Source organism: Kribbella sp. NPDC051952 (genome assembly GCF_040680855.1).
Taxonomy (GTDB): Bacteria; Actinomycetota; Actinomycetes; order Propionibacteriales; family Kribbellaceae; genus Kribbella.
Map to the genome: position 1 here is coordinate 1 of NZ_JBFAXQ010000017.1, position 17,946 is coordinate 17,946.

Below are 17,946 nucleotides of genomic sequence, written 5' to 3' on the forward strand. Positions count from 1 at the left end.
CCCATAGTGACATTCCCCGGCAACTGTTTACGTGATCGGGCACCTATTTAGGGGGAATCTCAGGGACCTGACCGTTGGGGACTTCGGTGACCTGGCTCGTTCGTAGGCTGCGCCCAGTTCTCGGGCCAGGTCTCGGGTGGAGCGGCCTAGGAGTTCGGGGAGTTCGGTGGCGTCGTAGTTGACCAGGCCTCGGGCGATGACCACGCCGGACGGGGAGACGAGGTCGACGGGATCGCCGGCGGAGAAGGTGCCTTCGACGGCGGAGATTCCGGCCGGGAGAAGCGACGTACGGCGTTCTGTCACGGCACGTACGGCGCCTTCGTCCAGCCGGAGGATGCCCTGACCTGAGGTGGCGTGGGCCAGCCAGAGGAGACGGGTCTTGCGACGGCGGCCGGTGGGGTGGAAGAGCGTGCCGACAGGCAGTCCCTTCAACGCCTCGCCAACACGAGCAGCTGACGTGAGAACGACCGGAATCCCTGCCTCCGTAGCGATTCCAGCTGCCTCGACCTTCGTCTGCATGCCACCGGTGCCCACGTTCGAGGACCCAGTCCGCCCGATCCGCAGCGGCGCAAGATCCGCCGCACCGCGTACCTCAGCGACCATCGACGTGCCAGGCTTGCGCGGATCCCCGTCGTACAACCCGTCAACATCAGACAGCAGCAACAACAGATCAGCATGCACAAGGTGACTGGTGAGCGCCGCCAGCCGATCGTTGTCGCCAAAGCGGATCTCGGTCGTCGCAACCGTGTCGTTCTCGTTGACGATCGGTACGACGCCAAGCTCAAGCAACCGCGCAAACGTCCGGAAGGCGTTGCGATAGTGACTCCGCCGCGTCACATCGTCGACGGTCAGCAGCACCTGCCCGACCCGAAGACCATGCGCCGCAAAAGCGTCGCTGTACCGAGCCATCAGCAGACCCTGCCCCACCGAAGCGGCCGCCTGCTGCGTCGCCAAGTCACGCGGTCGCGACCGGAGGCCCATCGGGGCCAGGCCGGCAGCGATCGCGCCGGAGGAAACGAGCACGACCTCGGTCCCCTCCACCCGTCGCGCCGCGATGGCGTCGACGAGCAGCCGGAGCCGTTCGAGATCGATTTTGCCGCGTTGGGTCAGCGACGACGAGCCGACCTTCACGACGATTCGCGTGGCCTTGACGACCTCCGCGCGCTCCTTCATAGGGTTCAACCGTTCTGGTCGAGTTCCTGCCTAGCCTCGAGCTCCCGCGCCTCTTTGCGCGCCAGCTTCTCGGCCTTCTCCGCCGCTCGTTTCGCCTCGGCCGGGGACAGGTCAACCTCGTCCTCGACCCAGCCCTGGCCGTACTCGGATCGATCCGTGACCAGCTCACCCGATCGGCGCGCGTGGTACTCGGTGTCCTTCTGCTTACGCCGCTGGGCCGCCGGCCGGTCTTCCTCGAGCCGGTGGTCCTCACCGCGCCGGGCCAGGATCTCCGCGCCGGCCTGGACCTCGGGCGCGAAGTCGAACACGATCGCGTTCGGCCCGTCGCCGATGACGACCGCGTCGCCCTCCATCGCGCCCCGCTCGAGCAGTTCCTTCTCGACGCCGAGCCGGTTCAGCCGGTCGGCCAGGTAGCCGGTCGCCTCGGCGTTCGCGAAGTCGGTCTGCTTGACCCAGCGCTCGGGCTTGTCGCCCTGGATCAGCCAGCCGCCGTCGTCCGGCAACTGCTTCACCTTGAACTCGGGTCCGCCGTGCGCCTGCGGCCGGATCACGATCCGCGTGGTGTCGGGCTTCTCCTCTTCGGCACGACGTCGTACGACGATCTCCGCCATCGCGAACTTGAGTGCCTCCAGGCCCTCGTGCGAAGCGGTCGAGATCGGGAACACCCGCAACCCGCGCTGCTCCAGCTCGGACTGCACCATCTCGGCGATGTCGCGGGCATCGGGTACGTCTACCTTGTTCAGGGCAACGAGTCGCGGCCGGTCCTCGAGCCCACCGTGCGCCTGCAGCTCGGCCTCGATCGTGTCCAGGTCGCTCAGCGGGTCACGCCCCGGCTCGTACGTCGCACAGTCGATGACGTGGACGAGCGCAGCACACCGCTCGACGTGCCGCAGGAAGTCATGCCCGAGCCCACGTCCTTCGCTCGCACCCTCGATCAGACCGGGTACGTCGGCCACCGTGAAAGTGGTCTCGCCCGCGACGACAACGCCGAGGTTCGGGATCAGGGTGGTGAACGGGTAGTCGGCGATCTTCGGCCGGGCCCGGCTGATCGATGCCACCAGCGACGACTTTCCGGCGCTCGGGAATCCGACCAGACCGACATCCGCGACGACCTTGAGCTCGAGGACGAGGGTGCGCTCGTCGCCATCCTCGCCGAGCAGGGCGAAACCGGGTGCCTTACGGGCGCTGCTGGCCAGGGCCGCGTTACCGAGACCGCCCTTGCCGCCTTGCGCTGCAACGAATTCCGCGCCGGGTCCGACGAGGTCCGCGAGTACGACGCCATCGGCAGTGCTGATGACCGTGCCGTCGGGGACCGGCAGGACCACATCGCCACCGTTGCTGCCGGCCTGGTGGTCACCCTTGCCCTGGGCACCATTCGTCGCGGTGCGGTGGCTGGAGCGGTGGTAGTCGACGAGCGTGGTCGTGTCGGGGTCGACGCGCAGGATCACGCTGCCACCGTCACCACCGTTGCCGCCGTCCGGACCGCCGAGTGGCTTGAACTTCTCGCGGTGCACCGAGGCACATCCGTGTCCGCCGCGGCCGGCGGTGACGTGCACCGTGACCCGGTCGACAAAGCTGGGGATCGCCATCGGTGTTCTCTACTTCCTGTTGGTGAATCTCAGAACCGCATCTGTGTTTACACAGCAGAAGGGCGGATCGCGGTATTCCGCGACCCGCCCTTCGACAGAGCTTCTGTACCGGGTGGCGGTGTTACTCCGCCGGGGCCGGGACGATGTTGACGACGCGGCGACCGCGACGGGTGCCGAACTCCACCCGGCCCTCGGCCAGCGCGAACAGCGTGTCGTCGCCGCCACGGCCGACCAGGTCGCCCGGGTGGAAGTGGGTGCCACGCTGACGGACGATGATCTCGCCGGCGTTGACCAGCTGACCGCCGAACCGCTTCACGCCGAGGCGCTGCGCGTTGGAGTCGCGACCGTTACGGGTCGACGCTGCTCCCTTTTTGTGTGCCATCTCAGATCAGCTCACTTCTTCTTCGCGTCGATCGCGGTGACCTTGACCTGGGTGTAGTGCTGACGGTGCCCCTGGCGCTTCCGGTAACCGGTCTTGTTCTTGTACTTGAGGATGGTGATCTTGGGGCCCTTGGTGCGGCCGAGAACCTCAGCCGACACGGCCACCTTGGCAAGCGCCGCAGCATCGGTCGTCACGGTGTCGCCATCGACGACCAGGACCGCCGACAAAGACACGGTGTCGCCCACCGCGTCCGTCAGGCTGTCGATCTCGATGACATCGCCGACGGCGACCTTCTGCTGGGTGCCGCCACTGCGCACGATCGCGTACACCGTGGATCTCACTCTCTGCTGGTTCGGAAACTTACGGGGGCCTGCACAGACCTCTAGCGGCCCACACAAACAAGGCACGCGGAACGCGCGCCGAAGCTCAAGTTTACGGGTCCCCTCACAGACGGGTCAAACTGGCTATCCCGCCTGCTCGGGGACACGCGTCACACCTGGCTGGAGACGAGCTCGGCGGCGTCGTTGCCCGCCGTGCCCGTGTCACCTTCGGCAGCCGCCTTGCCCCGGCCACGGCTGCTGCGCCGGCGCCTGGTCCTGGTGGCTCCATTCTGGGTAGCTTCCGCGGGCTCGGCCGCCTCGCCGACGGTCGTGGTCGCCTCAGCCGCTTCGGCAGCCGGGAACCCGGTTGCCTCGGGGCTGACCGCCTCGTCACCGGCCGCGGACACCGGGTAACCGGTCGGTTCCGCCGTACCGGCTGCTGTGTCGTCGCCGTCGGCCTTCTTCGCCTCGTGCGCGGACGCGGCGGCGATCTGGGCCAGACGCTGGGCGGCGTCGCCGTTGTGCTGCGCTGCCTCGGTCTCGGGCTGCTCGTCGTCGGAGCGACCCTTGCCGCGGCCACGGCGCCGGGACGACTTCCGCGGCTCGTCGGACTGCCCGGACTGACTCGACTGGGCAGCGGCAGGCTTGTTCTGGTCCTGACCGTTGCGGCTGTCGCGGCGGCGGGACTCCTTGGGCTCGTCGTGCAGGATCAGGCCGCGGCCACCGCAGTGGTCACAGTTCTCGCTGAACGCCTCGAGCAGGCCGGTGCCGATCCGCTTCCGGGTCATCTGGACCAGGCCGAGCGAGGTGACCTCGGCCACCTGGTGCTTGGTCCGGTCCCGGCCCAGGCACTCGACCAGCCGGCGCAGCACCAGATCGCGGTTCGACTCGAGCACCATGTCGATGAAGTCGATCACGATGATGCCGCCGATATCGCGGAGCCGGAGCTGGCGGACGATCTCCTCGGCCGCTTCCAGGTTGTTCTTGGTGACGGTCTCTTCGAGGTTGCCGCCGGAGCCGGTGAACTTGCCGGTGTTGACGTCGACGACGGTCATCGCCTCGGTCCGGTCGATGATCAGCGAACCACCGGAGGGCAGCCAGACCTTGCGGTCCAGCGCCTTCTTGATCTGCTCGTCGATCCGGAAGTTCGCGAACACGTCGTTGTCGCTCGCCCACTTCTCGACCCGGTCGGACAGGTGCGGCGCGACGCTGGTCACGTACTCGCGGACCTGGTCGAACGCACGGTCTCCGGAGATCACCAGCTTGGTGAAGTCCTCGGTGAACAGGTCGCGGACGACCCGGATCAGCAGGTCGGGCTCGCCGTACAGGAGCTGGGGGGCCTGGCCGTTCTTGGACTTCTTGTCGATGTCCTCCCAGAACGACTGCAGGCGGCTGACGTCGGCGGTCAGCTCCTCCTCCGACGCACCCTCGGCGGCGGTCCGGACGATCACGCCGGCCTCGTCGGGGACGATGTCCTTGAGGATCGTCTTCAGCCGGTTCCGCTCGGTGTCGGGCAGCTTGCGGCTGATGCCGCCGTTGCCGCCGCGCGGGACGTAGACGACGTACCGGCCGGGCAGGCTGATCTGGTTGGTCAGCCGGGCGCCCTTGTGGCCGATCGGGTCCTTGGTCACCTGGACCAGGACCGCCTGGCCGGACTTCAGCACCTGCTCGATCTTGCGCGGGCCGTTGGCGCCACCAAGGGTGGCCCAGTCGACCTCACCGGCGTACAGAACCGCGTTGCGGCCCTTGCCGATGTCGATGAACGCGGCCTCCATGCTGGGCAGCACGTTCTGCACGCGACCGAGGTACACATTGCCGATCAGTGAGCTCTGCTCGGCCGTGGTGACGTAGTGCTCGACCAGGACGTTGTCTTCGGAGACCGCGATCTGGGTCAGGTCGTCGCGGGACCGGATCACCATGGTCCGCTCGACCGACTCGCGGCGGGCCAGGAACTCGGCCTCGGTCACGATCGGCGCACGGCGGCGACCGGCGGCGCGACCCTCGCGGCGGCGCTGCTTCTTCGCCTCCAGCCGGGTCGAACCCTCGACCGCGGTGATCTCGTTCACGGTGTTCTTGCTGCGCGGCTCCCGGACCCGGACGACGGTCTCGTCAGGGTCGTCGGGGGCTCCGACGCTGTCCTCGCCCTTGCGGCGACGGCGACGCCGGCGGCGCCGGGACGAACTGCCCGAACCGTCTGCGTCGTCGTCCGCGTCGGACGCGTCCTGGTCGTCGTCGGAACCGGCTTCGGCCTCGCTGTCGTCCTGCTCGTCATCGTCGGACTGCTCGTCGGAGCTGTCGTCGGAGTCGTTGTCCCCGGCCTTGCGGCGGCGACGGCCACCGCGGCGACGCCGGCGACGGCGGGTGCCCTCGCCGCTCTCGTCGCCGTCCTCGGACTGCGCGTCGGAGTGCTCGTCCGCCTGCTCGTCGGTGGTCTCGTCCTCGTCCGCGACCTGGGCCGGCGCACTGGCCTTCGCGGCCGCCCTGCTGCGGCGGGTGCTCGGCTTGGCCGGCTCGCCGCCTTCGGTCTCGCGTACGTCGGTCTCGCGGGCCTCGGGCTCGTGGGTCTCGCTCGCCCCCGTGTCGCTCGCCCCCGTCTCGCGGGCTTCGGCGTCGCGGCCACGGCGGCTGCGGCGACGGCGGGTGGTCGGCTGCTCGTCGACGGCCGGCTCAGGGGTGGTCTCGGCGGCCTCAGGGGTGGCCTCGACCGGGCTGGTCGCGGCGGCCTGGGCGGGCGCCTGCTTCGGCACCTCGGTCGGCGCCTGGAACAGCACCGCGGCGGCAGCCGGGGCGCGGCGCCGGGTACGACGGGTGGTCGGCTCCTCGGCCGGGGTGTCCTCGGCGGGAGCGTCCGCAGTCGGGAAGATCGTGCTCTGCGAGTCCTCGGCCGGCTGGGACGCGGCAGTCTGGTTGCCGCGGCGGCGGGTGCGCTTCGCGGGCGGCGCCGACTCAGCGTCCGCGACCGGGCCGTCCGTGATGGGCGAATCGGTGGCGACGAGGTCGGTGGCTACGGCCTTCTTCGCGGTGCGCTTGCGGGCGGTCTTCTTCGCCGCCGGGGCACTCTCGACGACGGGTCCGCCGTCGGCCGGGGTGGTCTCTTCGACCAGCTCGGGGAACGTGTCCTGGGCGGAAGTCTTCTTGGCCGGACGCTTGGCGGCCTTCTTGGCCGGCGCCTTCGCGGCGGGGGCCTTCTTGGCCGCGGTCTTCTTCGCCGTCGCCTTCTTGGCGACGGTCTTCTTCACCGGGGCCGGGTCGGCGGTCTCGCCGTCGGACTGGGTGGGGACCGCCTCGGCGGCCTTCTTCACCGTGCGCTTGCGCGTCGTGGTGGTCTTCGCGGCAGCGGCCTTCTTCGCGGTTCGGCGATTGGCGGCTGGCTGGGCGGTGGCAGCCGTGTCGGCTGCTTCGGTAGTCGGCTCGTTGTCGAGCATGTGGTGCGGGTCTCCTCAAGCCTTCCGGCGCATCCTGCGACCCCTGTCACGGGTCCGGCGCAGCCACAAGGCGGTCACGGTTCGCTACGCCTGACCTCTCGGGCCGGCGCAACGGAAGCCTGCTGGATCCGCTCCGCCCGCGCTCAGGGCACAGAGGGAGCGGCGGCGTCGCCCTCCGCTGAATGCGTCTGGTGAGGACCTGCCTGGCCGGTCGCGGTCGCCTGGGTGGCGTCGCGGTCACGAGCGAGCGGGTCGTCCACCGTGCCGGTCGCCGCGATGAGCGGGCCCTGGGCGAGCCTGGTCAAAAGAGCCGGGCCCGTCACCGGGAGCGCCGCTACCGCCAGCAATCCGGCGAGAACGTCGTCGGGTCTCACGGCCGGGGTTCCGTGCCGTAACACCACTTGCAGTATCGCACACACCGCAACCGGCGCCGGTTCGTGCGCGACGGTGAGTCGCAGAACGGCGCTCCGACAGTCGAACGAGCGAAGCCCCCGTTTGGTCATGCGCTCGACCAGAATTTCCTCCCGGCCGAGGAACTCCGCCAGGGCGGCCGTAGCCGCGGCCGGATCCACCCCCGGCAACGCGATCAGCCACTCGCTCGCCTCGAGCCGGTCGGCCAGCGCCCCGGGCCCTGCCACGACCACTTCGAGTACGTCGAGACCCGGCGGCAGCGCCTCGTCCAGGGCGGCCCGGACCTCTTCGGCGTCCCGCTCGTGTGTGAGGGATATCTCCAGGTACTCCGCTTCGGAGGCCGCTCCCGTCGGCGCCGCACCGGCGTACGAGATCTTCGGGTGCGGGCTGAAGCCGTGCGAGAACGCCACCGGCAGCTCGGCCCGGCGGACGGCGCGTTCGAACGCCCGCTGGAAGTCGCGGTGTGAGCTGAATCGCAGCCGCCCACGCTTGGCGAAGCGGACCCGGAGCTTCTGGACCGCGGGTAGCTGTTGCGACGGCGGAGCTTGAACAGGTGGCACGGATCGTATTGTCTCAGGCCGAGCGCTTCGCGAGGACGGCGGGCACAGCGAGTTACCCGACCGACCGAGACCAGTGGTGAGTGGACTAGACCATGATCGACGACAACGACCTGCGCCACCTGCGGCGCGCTGTGGCGCTCGGTCAGGACGGCGTTCGCTTCCGTCAGTAGGTCACGGCTGGGCGGCGGACTTGCCGGTGAGGTAGAGGGCCCAGCCGAGGAAGCCGAAGGAGATCACGGCGAGGATGGTTCGGGCCGTGTTGAAGGCGACCCATTTGGACTCGTTGAAGGCGGCTCGGGCGGCGGCTACGTCGATGGTGTTGGGATCGCCGGCCGCCTTGAGGGCGTCGTTCAGGGGGACGTTGACCGCGATCGTCAGGATCATCGTGATCAGGTAGAGGACGAAGGCGATCGCGATCCAGGGCAGGGCCTTCTCCTTCAGGCTGAGCAGGCCGGCGAGCGCGGTGAACAGCAGCGCGCCGACGAATCCGAGCCCGAGGAACAGCGGATTGACGATGGCTCGATCGAGTGCCTGGAACGCGCCGACGAAGGTCTTGTCGTCGGTCTTCGCCAGGCCGGGCATGACCGCGTTCGCGTAGGTCCCGTACACGCCGGCCACCAGGCCGGTCGTCATAGTGGCAGCCAGCAACGACGCCACGCGCAATCCGTTCATCTCACTCCTCCGGTACGGCGGGAACTCCCCGCACCAGAAAGCTAATTCAGCCCACCTTTCACCGACATGTCACCGAAACTCACGTCCATGTCCGCACAGCTCACCGTCTCGCCATGTTGCCGATAGCAAGCATCTGGCCGGCCCCGGGACGATGTCGGCGGCTTCCGCGTGGCGAGCCGGCACGATGCCTCGCGATCGGCACTAAATTGCATTCATGACCAATCCAACTGACGACGCCGTCGCCGTCGCCGTCGAGCGGGAGCGCGTGATGCGTCCCGTGATCCGGCTGGTGGCGATCTACCTCGGCCTGAGCATCCTCATCGCGGTCCTTGTCGCCGTCTTCCACCACAGCGTTCTCAACTACCAGTTCGCCCATGCCCCGAACCACGATTCATCGGATCCCGCCGTCCGGGACCAGGTTCGGACCAGCCTGTCGTGGTCGCTGTGGTCGCGTCCCATCACGGCGCTGATCATCGTGTTCGTCTACCTGCGCATCATCAAAGGGCTGCGGCACGGCAAGCGCTCGTCGTACCGGCGGATTCGGATCGTTGCGATCGTGGTGACCGTGCTGAACCTGTACTACATCGTGTCCGGCCAGAATCCGGTCTGGATGAGCATCGGCCAGGGCCTCCAGATCGTCGTACTGATCACCACCTTCGTCCTCGCCAACCGCCCCGACGTCAAGGCGCACTTCAAACCGGTGCAGGGCGATTGATCCCGATCCGGGGTGCCGTACGGCATCATGAGAGCTCGGGGCACGTGAGGAAAGGACATCGATGACGGAACCGGCGCAGTCGCGACGGCCAGAGCCGGACCCGGCGGTCGTGGATGCGGGTGACGGCGATGGCAAGGGCATCTACTGGGTGCTGAAGAACGTGGTGGTCGGTCCGCCGGTCCGGCGCATCTTCCGCCCGATCGTGATCGGTACCGACAACATCCCGGAGACCGGACCGGCGATCATCGCCAGCAACCACCTCTCGTACTCCGACTGGATCTTCATGCCGCTGGTGCTCCGGCGCCGGGTCACGTTCGTCGCGAAGTCCGACTACTTCACCGGAGCCGGGATCAAGGGCCGGTTCCAGCGCGGGTTCTTCAAGGGCACCGGTCAGGTGCCGATCGACCGGTCCGGCGGGTCCGCGTCCGAGGGTGCGATGCGGGCCGGGATGAAGGTGCTGGAGCGCGGCGAGCTCTTCGGCATCTACCCCGAGGGCACCCGTTCGCACGACGGCCGCCTCTACAAGGGACGTACGGGCGTCGCCCGGTTGGCGCTCGAGGCGAAGGTGCCGGTCATCCCGTGCGGCGTGATCGGCACCGACGTGGTCGCGCCTCCCGGCAAGGTGGTCGCGTCGTTCGCCTCCCCCACGGTCAAGTTCGGCGAGCCGCTGGACTTCTCCCGGTACGAGGGGATGGAGAGCGATCGCTTGATCCTGCGAGCCGTCACCGACGAGATCATGTACAAGATCATGGAACTGTCCGGCCAGGAGTACATCGACATGTACGCCACCAAGGCCAAGGCGCTGGAGGGGCGCGCGACCACCGGCGCACCGCAGAAGGTCCGCAAGACGGACACCTGATCCGAGGTTTGAGACAGACCGGGTCTAGGCTGGTGGATCGTGGACGGACCGATCGCTTATCAGGGTGAGCCAGGCGCCAACTCGGCGATGGCGTGCACCGAGATGTTCCCCGACCGCGAGCAGCTGCCCTGTACGACGTTCGAGGACGCGCTCGAGGCGGTCAGCAGCGGCCGCGCCGGGCTGGCGATGATCCCGGTGGACAACTCGATCGCGGGCCGGGTGGCCGACATTCACCACCTGCTGCCCGAGTCCGGGCTGCACATCGTCGGTGAGCACTTCCTGCCGATCCACTTCCAGCTGCTCGGTGTGCCTGGTACGTCGCTGGACCGGATCCAGACTGTCCGCAGTCACGTGCACGCGCTTGGGCAGTGCCGCAAGGTCATCCGTGAGCACGGGTGGTCGACTGTGGTTGCCGACGACACGGCCGGCGCTGCTCGCGAGGTCGCTGAGCTGGCCGATCCCACGGTCGCCTCCCTGTCACCGCGGGCTGCGGCCGGGCTTTACGGGCTCGAGACGCTGGCCAGTGATGTCGAGGACGAGCACCACAACACGACGCGATTCCTGGTGCTGTCCAGGGAGCCCGAGGTACCGCCGGTTGGCTCGGGTCCGGTGATCACCAGCTTCGTCTACCGGGTCCGCAACGTGTCGGCTGCGCTGTACAAGGCGCTTGGTGGGTTCGCCACGAACAACGTGAACATGACGAAGCTGGAGTCGTACCAGCTCGGCGGGATGTTCTTCGCGACCCAGTTCTACGCCGACATCGAGGGGCACCCCGAGGAGCCGAACGTCGCGCTCGCCCTGGAGGAGCTCGCGTTCTTCTCCGTCGAGGTGCGCATCCTCGGCGTCTACCCGGCCAACGACTTCCGCGCCCAGATCGCAGAGCCCGCGGCCAACCGGGCGCTGCGACCGCACCACTAGGACGTCAGGGTCTCGTACGTCGTCGTTCCTGCCTTGTACTGCCTCGGCTCGTGTTCCACCTCACCGAGGATCTGCTGCCAGTCGGTGTGAGGCTCCAGGTATTGGTGGACTGTGCTGGGGAGTTTGACCGGGGCGGCGATCGGAAGAGTTTGGACCCCTGGTTGACTGCCGGCCAAGGCCCATTGGGATTGCGTATCGGCCGGGCCGTTGTAGTGCACGACCACGTGGGCCAGTTGGTGGTCGGAGTAGATGCGGCGTTCGAGACCGTTGAAGAACTGGCCGGGTTGGGTGTTGATCAGGCCGTAGACGTACGGGGAATCGCTGAGGGTGCCGTCCGCGGCCAGACGACCGACGTACGACGCGACGAAGCCCTGGAACTGTTGGGCCGGGACCGCGCGGCCCATCCGGCCGAGGTAGAGCTTCTCGCCCTCCGGCTGGAGGTTGAAGGTCAACGTGGATTCGCCGGCCTTGGTCGTGAGCTGGTAGCCGAAGAAGACGACGAAGGTCTTGGCGTCCTTGCGGGGCACGGTGATCTTGACCGGCTTGGCCTTGCGCGCGTCCACGACCACGCTCGTGTCCCGGCGGACGTCCAGCTCGGGCTGCACGATCCGGTAGTGCTCCCCCGCCGGACCGAACATCGTGACGTCGACGGCGTACCTGCCCTTCGGCACCCGACCGAAGTCCGCGGACTCGAGCGTGTCCAGGTTCTGCAGCGACGGAAAGAACGATCCGGCCGGGGCCGGCTTGCCGTCGGCGCCGAGCGCGGTCAGCGTGACGTTGTAGCTCTCGACTTCCCTGTTCGCAACGAGGGGTACGACGATCTGCTGGCTGCCGGCCGACGCGGTGAGTCGACCCGTGTACAGGCCGTCGGCGCCGGAGTGAGCGGTGTCGGAGGTGAGCCGTGTTGAGGCCTGGCCGCCGGCCGGCACGGTGAGGCGATTGGTGTTGAGCGTCAAAGCGCCGGCCTGATTGCCGTTCTTGAGTTCGGCCTTGAGGTCTAGCGTGACGTCCGTCGTACCGGAGTTCTCGAACGTGACGTCCTTGGTGACCGGCTTGTCGTCGGCGTGCGGCCACTGCGCCGTGCCGAAGGACACATTCGTCGTCGTGGCGATCACGTTCTGCTGGACTGCCCGCGCCACATCGACGCGACCGGAGCCTTGCTCGTACGGCGTCAGCGCGGGGTTGGCCTTGGCGGATGAGGTGAGCGCTGCCTTCAGTTCGGTGGCTTTCCAGGCAGCGTGCTGTTGGGCGAGCAGTGCGGCCGAACCGCTCACGTGCGGGGTAGCCATCGAGGTGCCGGACATCCGGGCGTACTTTTCGCCGACCGGCTCCTGCGGGTGCGACGCCGAGGACCTGGCGGCGACGATGCCGACTCCCGGGGCGGTCAGGTCCGGCTTGATCTGGGCGTCCCCGTTGGACCCACGGCCGGAGAAGTCGGCCAGGTTGTCGTCCCGATCGACCGCGCCGACGGTCAGCGCCGAGGCCGCCGTACCGGGCGACTCGACCACTCCATAGTTGCCGGCCGCAACGACGAACAGCGTGCCGGTCTCGCGGGTCAACCGGTCGATGGCCTGGTCGAGCGGACCGCCTTCCTGCGAACCGCCGAGACTGAGGTTGACCACCTTGGCCTTCTGCGCAACGGCCCAATCGACACCGGCCAGCACGTCCGACTCCGCGCAGCCGCCGTGGTCGTCGCAGACCTTGCCGTCGAGCAGCTTGGCGTCCGGAGCGACGCCCTTGTACCCGTCGAGGCCCTTGCCCGCGACCGTCGAGGCGACATGGGTCCCGTGCCCGTAGACGTCCGCGGCCGGGTCGGTGGTGAAGTTCTTGGTCGCGATGACCTGGCCGGTCAGGTCCGGGTGGGTGGCGTCGATGCCGCTGTCGAGTACGGCGACGGTGACGCCCTTACCTGTGTATCCGGCCTGCCAGGCGGCGGGTGCGCCGATCTGCGGCACGCTGTGGTCGAGCGTCGGATGCAGCTTCGCGTCGAGCCAGATCTTGGTGCCGGCCGTTCGGTTCAGGAACCCGGTCGCGTCCTGCTTGGACACCGTCATTGTCTTGAACGCCTTGCTGCGTTGCGTCCCGGTCACCAGGAGCGGGATATCGGTGCGGCTTGCATCGTCGAAGCCGTCGCGGAGCAGTACGTCGAGGTCGAACAGGCGGCGGTCCAGCTTTCCGGTCTCGACCGCGCCCCGGACGTCCGACGGGATCACGGTCCACTCGCGGGGAGTCCGGCGTACCTCGAACCCGATGTGGTCGCGGCCCACGATCGAGAGGTTGGTCCCGTGGACCACGACCTTGTCGCCGGTGATCAGGGTGACGGTCCGGTCCTTGGCCGGTGGCGGGGCAGCGGCGGCTTCGTGCGCCGTCGGTGCCAACAGAGCCATGGCCAGCAGCCCGATTACCCATCGTCTCTTCCGCACGCGTTTCTCCTTCGTCGTCAGGTTCACCCCATCCATGTCCGGCACCCTCGGCAAGCATTTCGTCCAGGCCCGAAATGCCGGGCCGTTAGGGTCGGGGGATGCGAATCGTGGCGGTGGACGGGCAGGATGCGGCCGTGTTCGAGCAGTTCTACGGGGTGCGGGACGCCGTACGCCGGGCCGAGCTCGAGTTCCCGATCGGCCTGGGATGGCCGAGGCCCGCGTACTGATGGCCGGCGATCATGCCGATGTCCGCGCCGACGGACTCGGTCTGGTCGACGGCGACACCTGGCTCGGGATCGCGTGGCTCGACTGGTGGCTGTTGTCGAACACCGAGACCGTCGAGGTCGAGATCGCCGTCGCTGCTCCGTTCCGGCGGCGCGGTGTCGCGACCCAACTGCTGGACGCGGTGATCGAACGCGCCCGCGCTGACGGACGGCGAGTGCTGTCCGGGTTCGATCTCGGCGGCGATCCGGTGACGGGAAACAGCGCTGGTACGGCGTTCGCCGCAGCGCGCGGGTTCGTCCGGAAGCACTCGGAACTGCATCAGGTCCTCGAACTGCCGGTCCCGGACGAGCAGTTGGCGAAGTTCGACCAGCCGGTCGACGGCTATGAGCTGGTGCAGTGGCGTGAGCATGCGCCTGCGGAGTGGCTCGACGAGTTCGCCGTACTGCTTACCGGGATGGAAGACGATGTGCCCAGTGGTGATCGCACGGTGGAGTCGACCCAGTGGACACCCGAGCTGATCCGGGCGGCTGAGGCTCGTCGACTGGCGCAAGGCCGGTTCACCTACACCACGGCCGCTGTCCACACTGCCTCTGGTGAACTGGCGGCGTACACGCAGATGGGCGGTACGCCGGAGACGCCGGACCGCCTCAACCAGTACGACACGTTCGTCCGCCCGAACCATCGCGGCCGGGGCCTGGGCATCGCCGTGAAGGCGCCCAACCTCCGCAGCCTCCAGACGCGCCTCACCCGCCCAACACCTCTGCACACCTGGAACGCGCCGGAGAATGCCCCGATGATCGCGGTCAACGACAAACTCGGCTTCCGTCCTGTCGCCCAGCGAACGCTGTGGGAACTCGAGCTCTAGATGATCACGAGCGCGTTCAGATGCCAGTGCTGGTTGGAGATGCTGGAGAGCTCCAGGTCAACGTCTTGCCCGCCCTCGAGCGGCACCTTCAGCCACGCATAGAGACCGCCAAGAAGAAAGGTGCTCTGGGCAAGGAGCTGCCCGTTGGATCGGATGAAGGTCGGGTAGCAATCGGCGCCGGAGTCGCCGATGAGGACGTACGCCTCGGTGACGCCGGCGGGGACGTGGACACGGAGAACCCGCGCTGTGGTGTCGTTGACGAAGTCACGGCGCAGGACGTCCAGGCGGTTGCGGTCGCGCGACTGTGGCCCCGTACCGACCCAACCGACGCCACGGGACGGGTCCCACTTGTCTGACGGGGACAGCCGCTGGTAGCCCGTGAGTACTGGGCTTGTGGCCGACCCGGCGTCCAGAGCGAGCCGACACTGCGCACCGTCCGGTGTGACAACCACCTGCGTCGTTGTCCCGAGCACAGGCAGGCCTCCGGCGGTGACGTCGAGCTGGATGGCCGTGATCTGAGGCGTGAGCGGCGGAGTCACCGGTACGGCGAGGTCCGCAAACTCCTGTGGCGCAACGGAGACAGTGCCCTCACCACTGGTCCACCCAGCCACCCGTGCGGTCATCTGCAGTTCCGCAGGCGATGCGTTGCCGGCTGTCAGCATCAGCTGGTTCTCGGAGCCACCGAGCAGCAGACCGGCGCCGGTCTGACGGACCTGAGCCCACGACCGCGACTCGTCCAGCACCCGCCCCGCCTCGAAGTAGTAGCTCACGATCGAGTCCCGCCACAGCTCGGCCTGCACCACCTGCTGGTCGAACCGCTCCAGCGTCGTGCCGTACCGACTCCCGTCCACCCGCGACCGCAGCGACTGCCACGACCTGCGCAGACCACGTACGACGTCCAGTCCGCCGAAGTGCGTGTCGTAGATGTGCTGGATCACGGTCTTACCCGAGTGCAGCCGATGACCGTAGGACACGTGATGGAGGAACAGCAGCAACTCATCCGGGCACGTCTCCACCGACTCGTAGAGCCCTACGACCGGTGGGTGATACAGACCGGTGAATCCGACCCCGGTAGCCACAGTCCGGTCGAAGCCAGTGCCTTCGCGATCAGCGCGATTCCACGGCCCATTGGTGTCCGGGCTCGGGGTGAAGTGGTCCCCCGCGATCATGAACCCGACACCGAGTGGCGAGGTGTAGTCCTCGTAGGTCTTGCGTGATCCAAGCAGCATCGCGGTCAACGTTCGTACGACGCGCTCGTCGGAGCCGAACGTCATCCGGACCCACTCTTCGGCGATGTCCGCGGCTTTGAGGGCTGGATTCCAGACCAGACGCGCATACCCGTGGGTGTTCGCCGCGGCGAACGGATGCCTGGTCCAGTTGCGATCCGAGCCGAAGTTCATCACTCCGGCGGCGCCCTCGACGATGTGGGCGACCGTCGTACCCGGACCGCTGGCGTGGGTGTCGAATCCGTAGATCTCCTTCCACTCCGGCACCAGATAGCACAGATGCGTCGACTGCCCCGTGTACTCCTGGGTGATCTGCAACTCCGCCATCGTCCGCGTCCGCGGCATCGCCCCGAACAGCGGATGCACCGGCTCGCGGACCTGGAAGTCGATCGGCCCGTTCTTGATCTGTACGACGACATTCGCCGCGAACTGCCCGTCCAGCGGCTGGAACGTGTTGTAGGACTTACTGGCCCACGTAACCGGGTCGAAGTCATGGATGAACGCCCGCCACATCACGATCCCGCCGTACGGGCGCACTGCGTCGGCCAGCGCGTTGGCGCCGTCCGCGTGTGTGCGGCCGTAGGTCCCCGGACCGGGCTGCCCTTCCGAGTCGGCCTTCACCAGGAAGCCGCCGAGGTCGGGGATCAGGTCGTAGACCTCACGGGCCTTGTCACGCCACCACTGCTTCACGCCCTCGTCGAACGGGTCGGCGGTTGCCAGACCTCCGAGCACGATCGGCGACGCGAAGTTGGCCGAGATGTAGAGCGAGACGCCCCAGGAACGCAGTACTGCGGCCAGTCCGGTCAGTTTTGCCAGCATTTCGCTGGACAGGAACGTCGGGTTCGCGTTGACGTTGTTGACCACTGTGCCGTTGAGGCCAACGGAGGCGAGGGTCCGCGCATAGTCCTCGTCGCGCGGGCCGGTCTGCGGGAGCTGGTCCCATTGGAAGATCGACTGACCGGCGTACCCGCGTTCGACGGTGCGGTCGAGGTTGTCCCAGTGATTGACCAGGCGGAGTGTGTTGGCCGGGCGTTCGCGGATGTCGAGCCGGCGGACGCTGCGGTGCGTTTGGACCAACCGGAGCAGGTGGAAGGCGCCGTACAGGACGCCACGCTTACCTTCACTCGCGATGATGGTCGCGTTGTGGCGCGTGCGGATGATGTAGCCCTCGGGACCGAGCGCGTGCAGCTCTGCGGGGCTGACGTACTTGGCGATCAGGGCCGAGGTGTCGGGCGTTCCGATGATCACCCCGCCGTCGCCTCTTGGCGTGGTGTGCTGCGGCACCGGGTGACCGGTGAGGCGCGAAAGCCCTTGTTCTAGTTCGTTTCCGGCCGATCTGAGCACATCACCGGCAGGAGCGGTCGGTACGACGATGTGGGTCAGCAGGCGCGCGTACTCAGCTGAGGGGGCCTTCCGGTACCGCAGCCACAGCTCGTAGCCGTCCTCGTTCGGGAGCGCCCAGGCGACGTCCGTACCGATCAGACCGCCGGCGGCGAGCGCCCCTCCGGCCAGCAACACCTGTCGTCGGGTGAGATCCATCGTCGACGTCCTTCCTGGGGGCGGTCAGGAAGCTCCGATCATAGGTCGGCTCAGGTGAACGTCCAGGTCGGATGAGACTTCGTCAGTACGGCGTTGTGACCGGACCAACCGGTAGCGGACACAGGAGTTACATCGAGCAGCGTCGGGCGGCCGGACTCCAGCCGATAGCCCCAGCTGAAGCCGGCGATCGATTGGACCGTGCGGGAATGGATCACGTCGGGGACCACGACCAGGAACGTGTCGGCCCGCCAGGTGCCGTCCGGATGGTCCGGGTTGGCGGGGGCGTCGAAGAACGTCGGCAGGTAGCCGTACGTGTAGAACGGGTCGGTGTGGTCGAGGTTCGGGGCCAGGTCGACGGACACGTTCCCGTCGAACTCGCGGGTGATCACCTGGATCCAGCCCATGATCGCCGCGATCCCGTGGCCGTGGTACCGCAGGCTCGCCGTACACATCGGGAAGCCGCGGAACGCCTCCGCATCCAGGTCGGGTACGACGAGTTGGTGGCCGGAGGCCCACGGGTCGTCGTTCGGGACGATGCGGACGGAGATCAGGCCGCGGTGACCCCGGGTGTCGAACGGGATGGACGATTCTCGGCGCATGGCGTTCCCCCTTTCTCCAATTGTCCTACGCGACCGGATTCGGTC

The 17,946-nt window shown here is 67.9% G+C and carries 15 protein-coding genes; 5 read left to right on the forward strand and 10 right to left on the reverse strand.

What is annotated here, in order from left to right:
* Nucleotides 1–27: 27 nt before the first annotated feature.
* The 7 genes from proB to AB0L70_RS27795 form a co-directional block, all read right to left on the reverse strand.
* On the reverse strand, nt 28–1,173 hold the full coding sequence (gene proB, locus AB0L70_RS27765) for a glutamate 5-kinase (RefSeq protein ID WP_363689155.1): 1,146 nt from the start codon (nt 1,171–1,173) through the stop codon (nt 28–30).
* 5 nt (nt 1,174–1,178) lie between these two features.
* Nucleotides 1,179–2,762 (reverse strand): GTPase ObgE, encoded by a 1,584-nt coding sequence (obgE, locus tag AB0L70_RS27770; RefSeq protein WP_363689157.1) that lies wholly within the window; start codon nt 2,760–2,762, stop codon nt 1,179–1,181.
* 121 nt (nt 2,763–2,883) lie between these two features.
* Nucleotides 2,884–3,144: a 50S ribosomal protein L27 gene (gene rpmA, locus AB0L70_RS27775; protein ID WP_363689159.1), complete on the reverse strand. Its 261-nt coding sequence runs from the start codon at nt 3,142–3,144 to the stop codon at nt 2,884–2,886.
* An 11-nt stretch (nt 3,145–3,155) separates the two neighbouring features.
* Nucleotides 3,156–3,473: a 50S ribosomal protein L21 gene (gene rplU, locus AB0L70_RS27780; RefSeq protein WP_363689507.1), complete on the reverse strand. Its 318-nt coding sequence runs from the start codon at nt 3,471–3,473 to the stop codon at nt 3,156–3,158.
* 161 nt (nt 3,474–3,634) lie between these two features.
* Nucleotides 3,635–6,889, reverse strand: coding sequence for an Rne/Rng family ribonuclease (locus AB0L70_RS27785; protein WP_363689161.1), 3,255 nt, complete (start codon nt 6,887–6,889; stop codon nt 3,635–3,637).
* Between the two features lie 143 nt (nt 6,890–7,032).
* A complete protein-coding gene (locus AB0L70_RS27790) occupies nt 7,033–7,860 on the reverse strand; it encodes a TIGR03936 family radical SAM-associated protein (protein ID WP_363689163.1) in 828 nt (275 codons plus the stop codon).
* Between the two features lie 171 nt (nt 7,861–8,031).
* On the reverse strand, nt 8,032–8,532 hold the full coding sequence (locus AB0L70_RS27795) for an anthrone oxygenase family protein (RefSeq protein ID WP_363689165.1): 501 nt from the start codon (nt 8,530–8,532) through the stop codon (nt 8,032–8,034).
* A gap of 214 nt (nt 8,533–8,746) precedes the next feature.
* On the opposite strand from AB0L70_RS27795, the gene AB0L70_RS27800 reads away from it, so the two are divergent.
* The 3 genes from AB0L70_RS27800 to AB0L70_RS27810 all read left to right on the forward strand — a co-directional run bounded on the left by AB0L70_RS27800 (nt 8,747) and on the right by AB0L70_RS27810 (nt 11,024).
* On the forward strand, nt 8,747–9,247 hold the full coding sequence (locus tag AB0L70_RS27800; RefSeq protein WP_363689167.1) for a hypothetical protein: 501 nt from the start codon (nt 8,747–8,749) through the stop codon (nt 9,245–9,247).
* Between the two features lie 61 nt (nt 9,248–9,308).
* Nucleotides 9,309–10,106, forward strand: coding sequence for a lysophospholipid acyltransferase family protein (locus AB0L70_RS27805; protein WP_363689169.1), 798 nt, complete (start codon nt 9,309–9,311; stop codon nt 10,104–10,106).
* Nucleotides 10,107–10,145: 39 nt separating this feature from the next.
* Complete coding sequence (locus AB0L70_RS27810) at nt 10,146–11,024, forward strand: prephenate dehydratase (RefSeq protein ID WP_363689171.1); 879 nt, start codon at nt 10,146–10,148, stop codon at nt 11,022–11,024.
* Here AB0L70_RS27810 and AB0L70_RS27815 read toward each other — a convergent pair.
* On the reverse strand, nt 11,021–13,447 hold the full coding sequence (locus AB0L70_RS27815; protein WP_363689173.1) for a S8 family serine peptidase: 2,427 nt from the start codon (nt 13,445–13,447) through the stop codon (nt 11,021–11,023). The genes AB0L70_RS27810 and AB0L70_RS27815 overlap by 4 nt on opposite strands.
* 98 nt (nt 13,448–13,545) lie before the next feature.
* Here AB0L70_RS27815 and AB0L70_RS27820 point away from each other — a divergent pair, with 98 nt between their 5' ends.
* Both AB0L70_RS27820 and AB0L70_RS27825 read left to right on the forward strand, forming a co-directional pair.
* Nucleotides 13,546–13,674 carry a hypothetical protein gene (locus AB0L70_RS27820; protein WP_363689175.1) on the forward strand — a complete coding sequence of 43 codons (129 nt, stop codon included), beginning with the start codon at nt 13,546–13,548 and terminating at the stop codon, nt 13,672–13,674.
* Nucleotides 13,653–14,537: a GNAT family N-acetyltransferase gene (locus AB0L70_RS27825; RefSeq protein WP_363689177.1), complete on the forward strand. Its 885-nt coding sequence runs from the start codon at nt 13,653–13,655 to the stop codon at nt 14,535–14,537. The genes AB0L70_RS27820 and AB0L70_RS27825 overlap by 22 nt, the downstream gene beginning before the upstream one ends.
* On the opposite strand, the gene AB0L70_RS27830 is transcribed toward AB0L70_RS27825, so the two are convergent.
* A complete protein-coding gene (locus AB0L70_RS27830) occupies nt 14,534–17,302 on the reverse strand; it encodes an alpha-glucuronidase family glycosyl hydrolase (RefSeq protein ID WP_363689179.1) in 2,769 nt (922 codons plus the stop codon). The genes AB0L70_RS27825 and AB0L70_RS27830 overlap by 4 nt on opposite strands.
* 50 nt (nt 17,303–17,352) lie before the next feature.
* A complete protein-coding gene (locus tag AB0L70_RS27835) occupies nt 17,353–17,901 on the reverse strand; it encodes a hypothetical protein (RefSeq protein ID WP_363689181.1) in 549 nt (182 codons plus the stop codon).
* Nucleotides 17,902–17,946 lie beyond the last annotated feature (45 nt).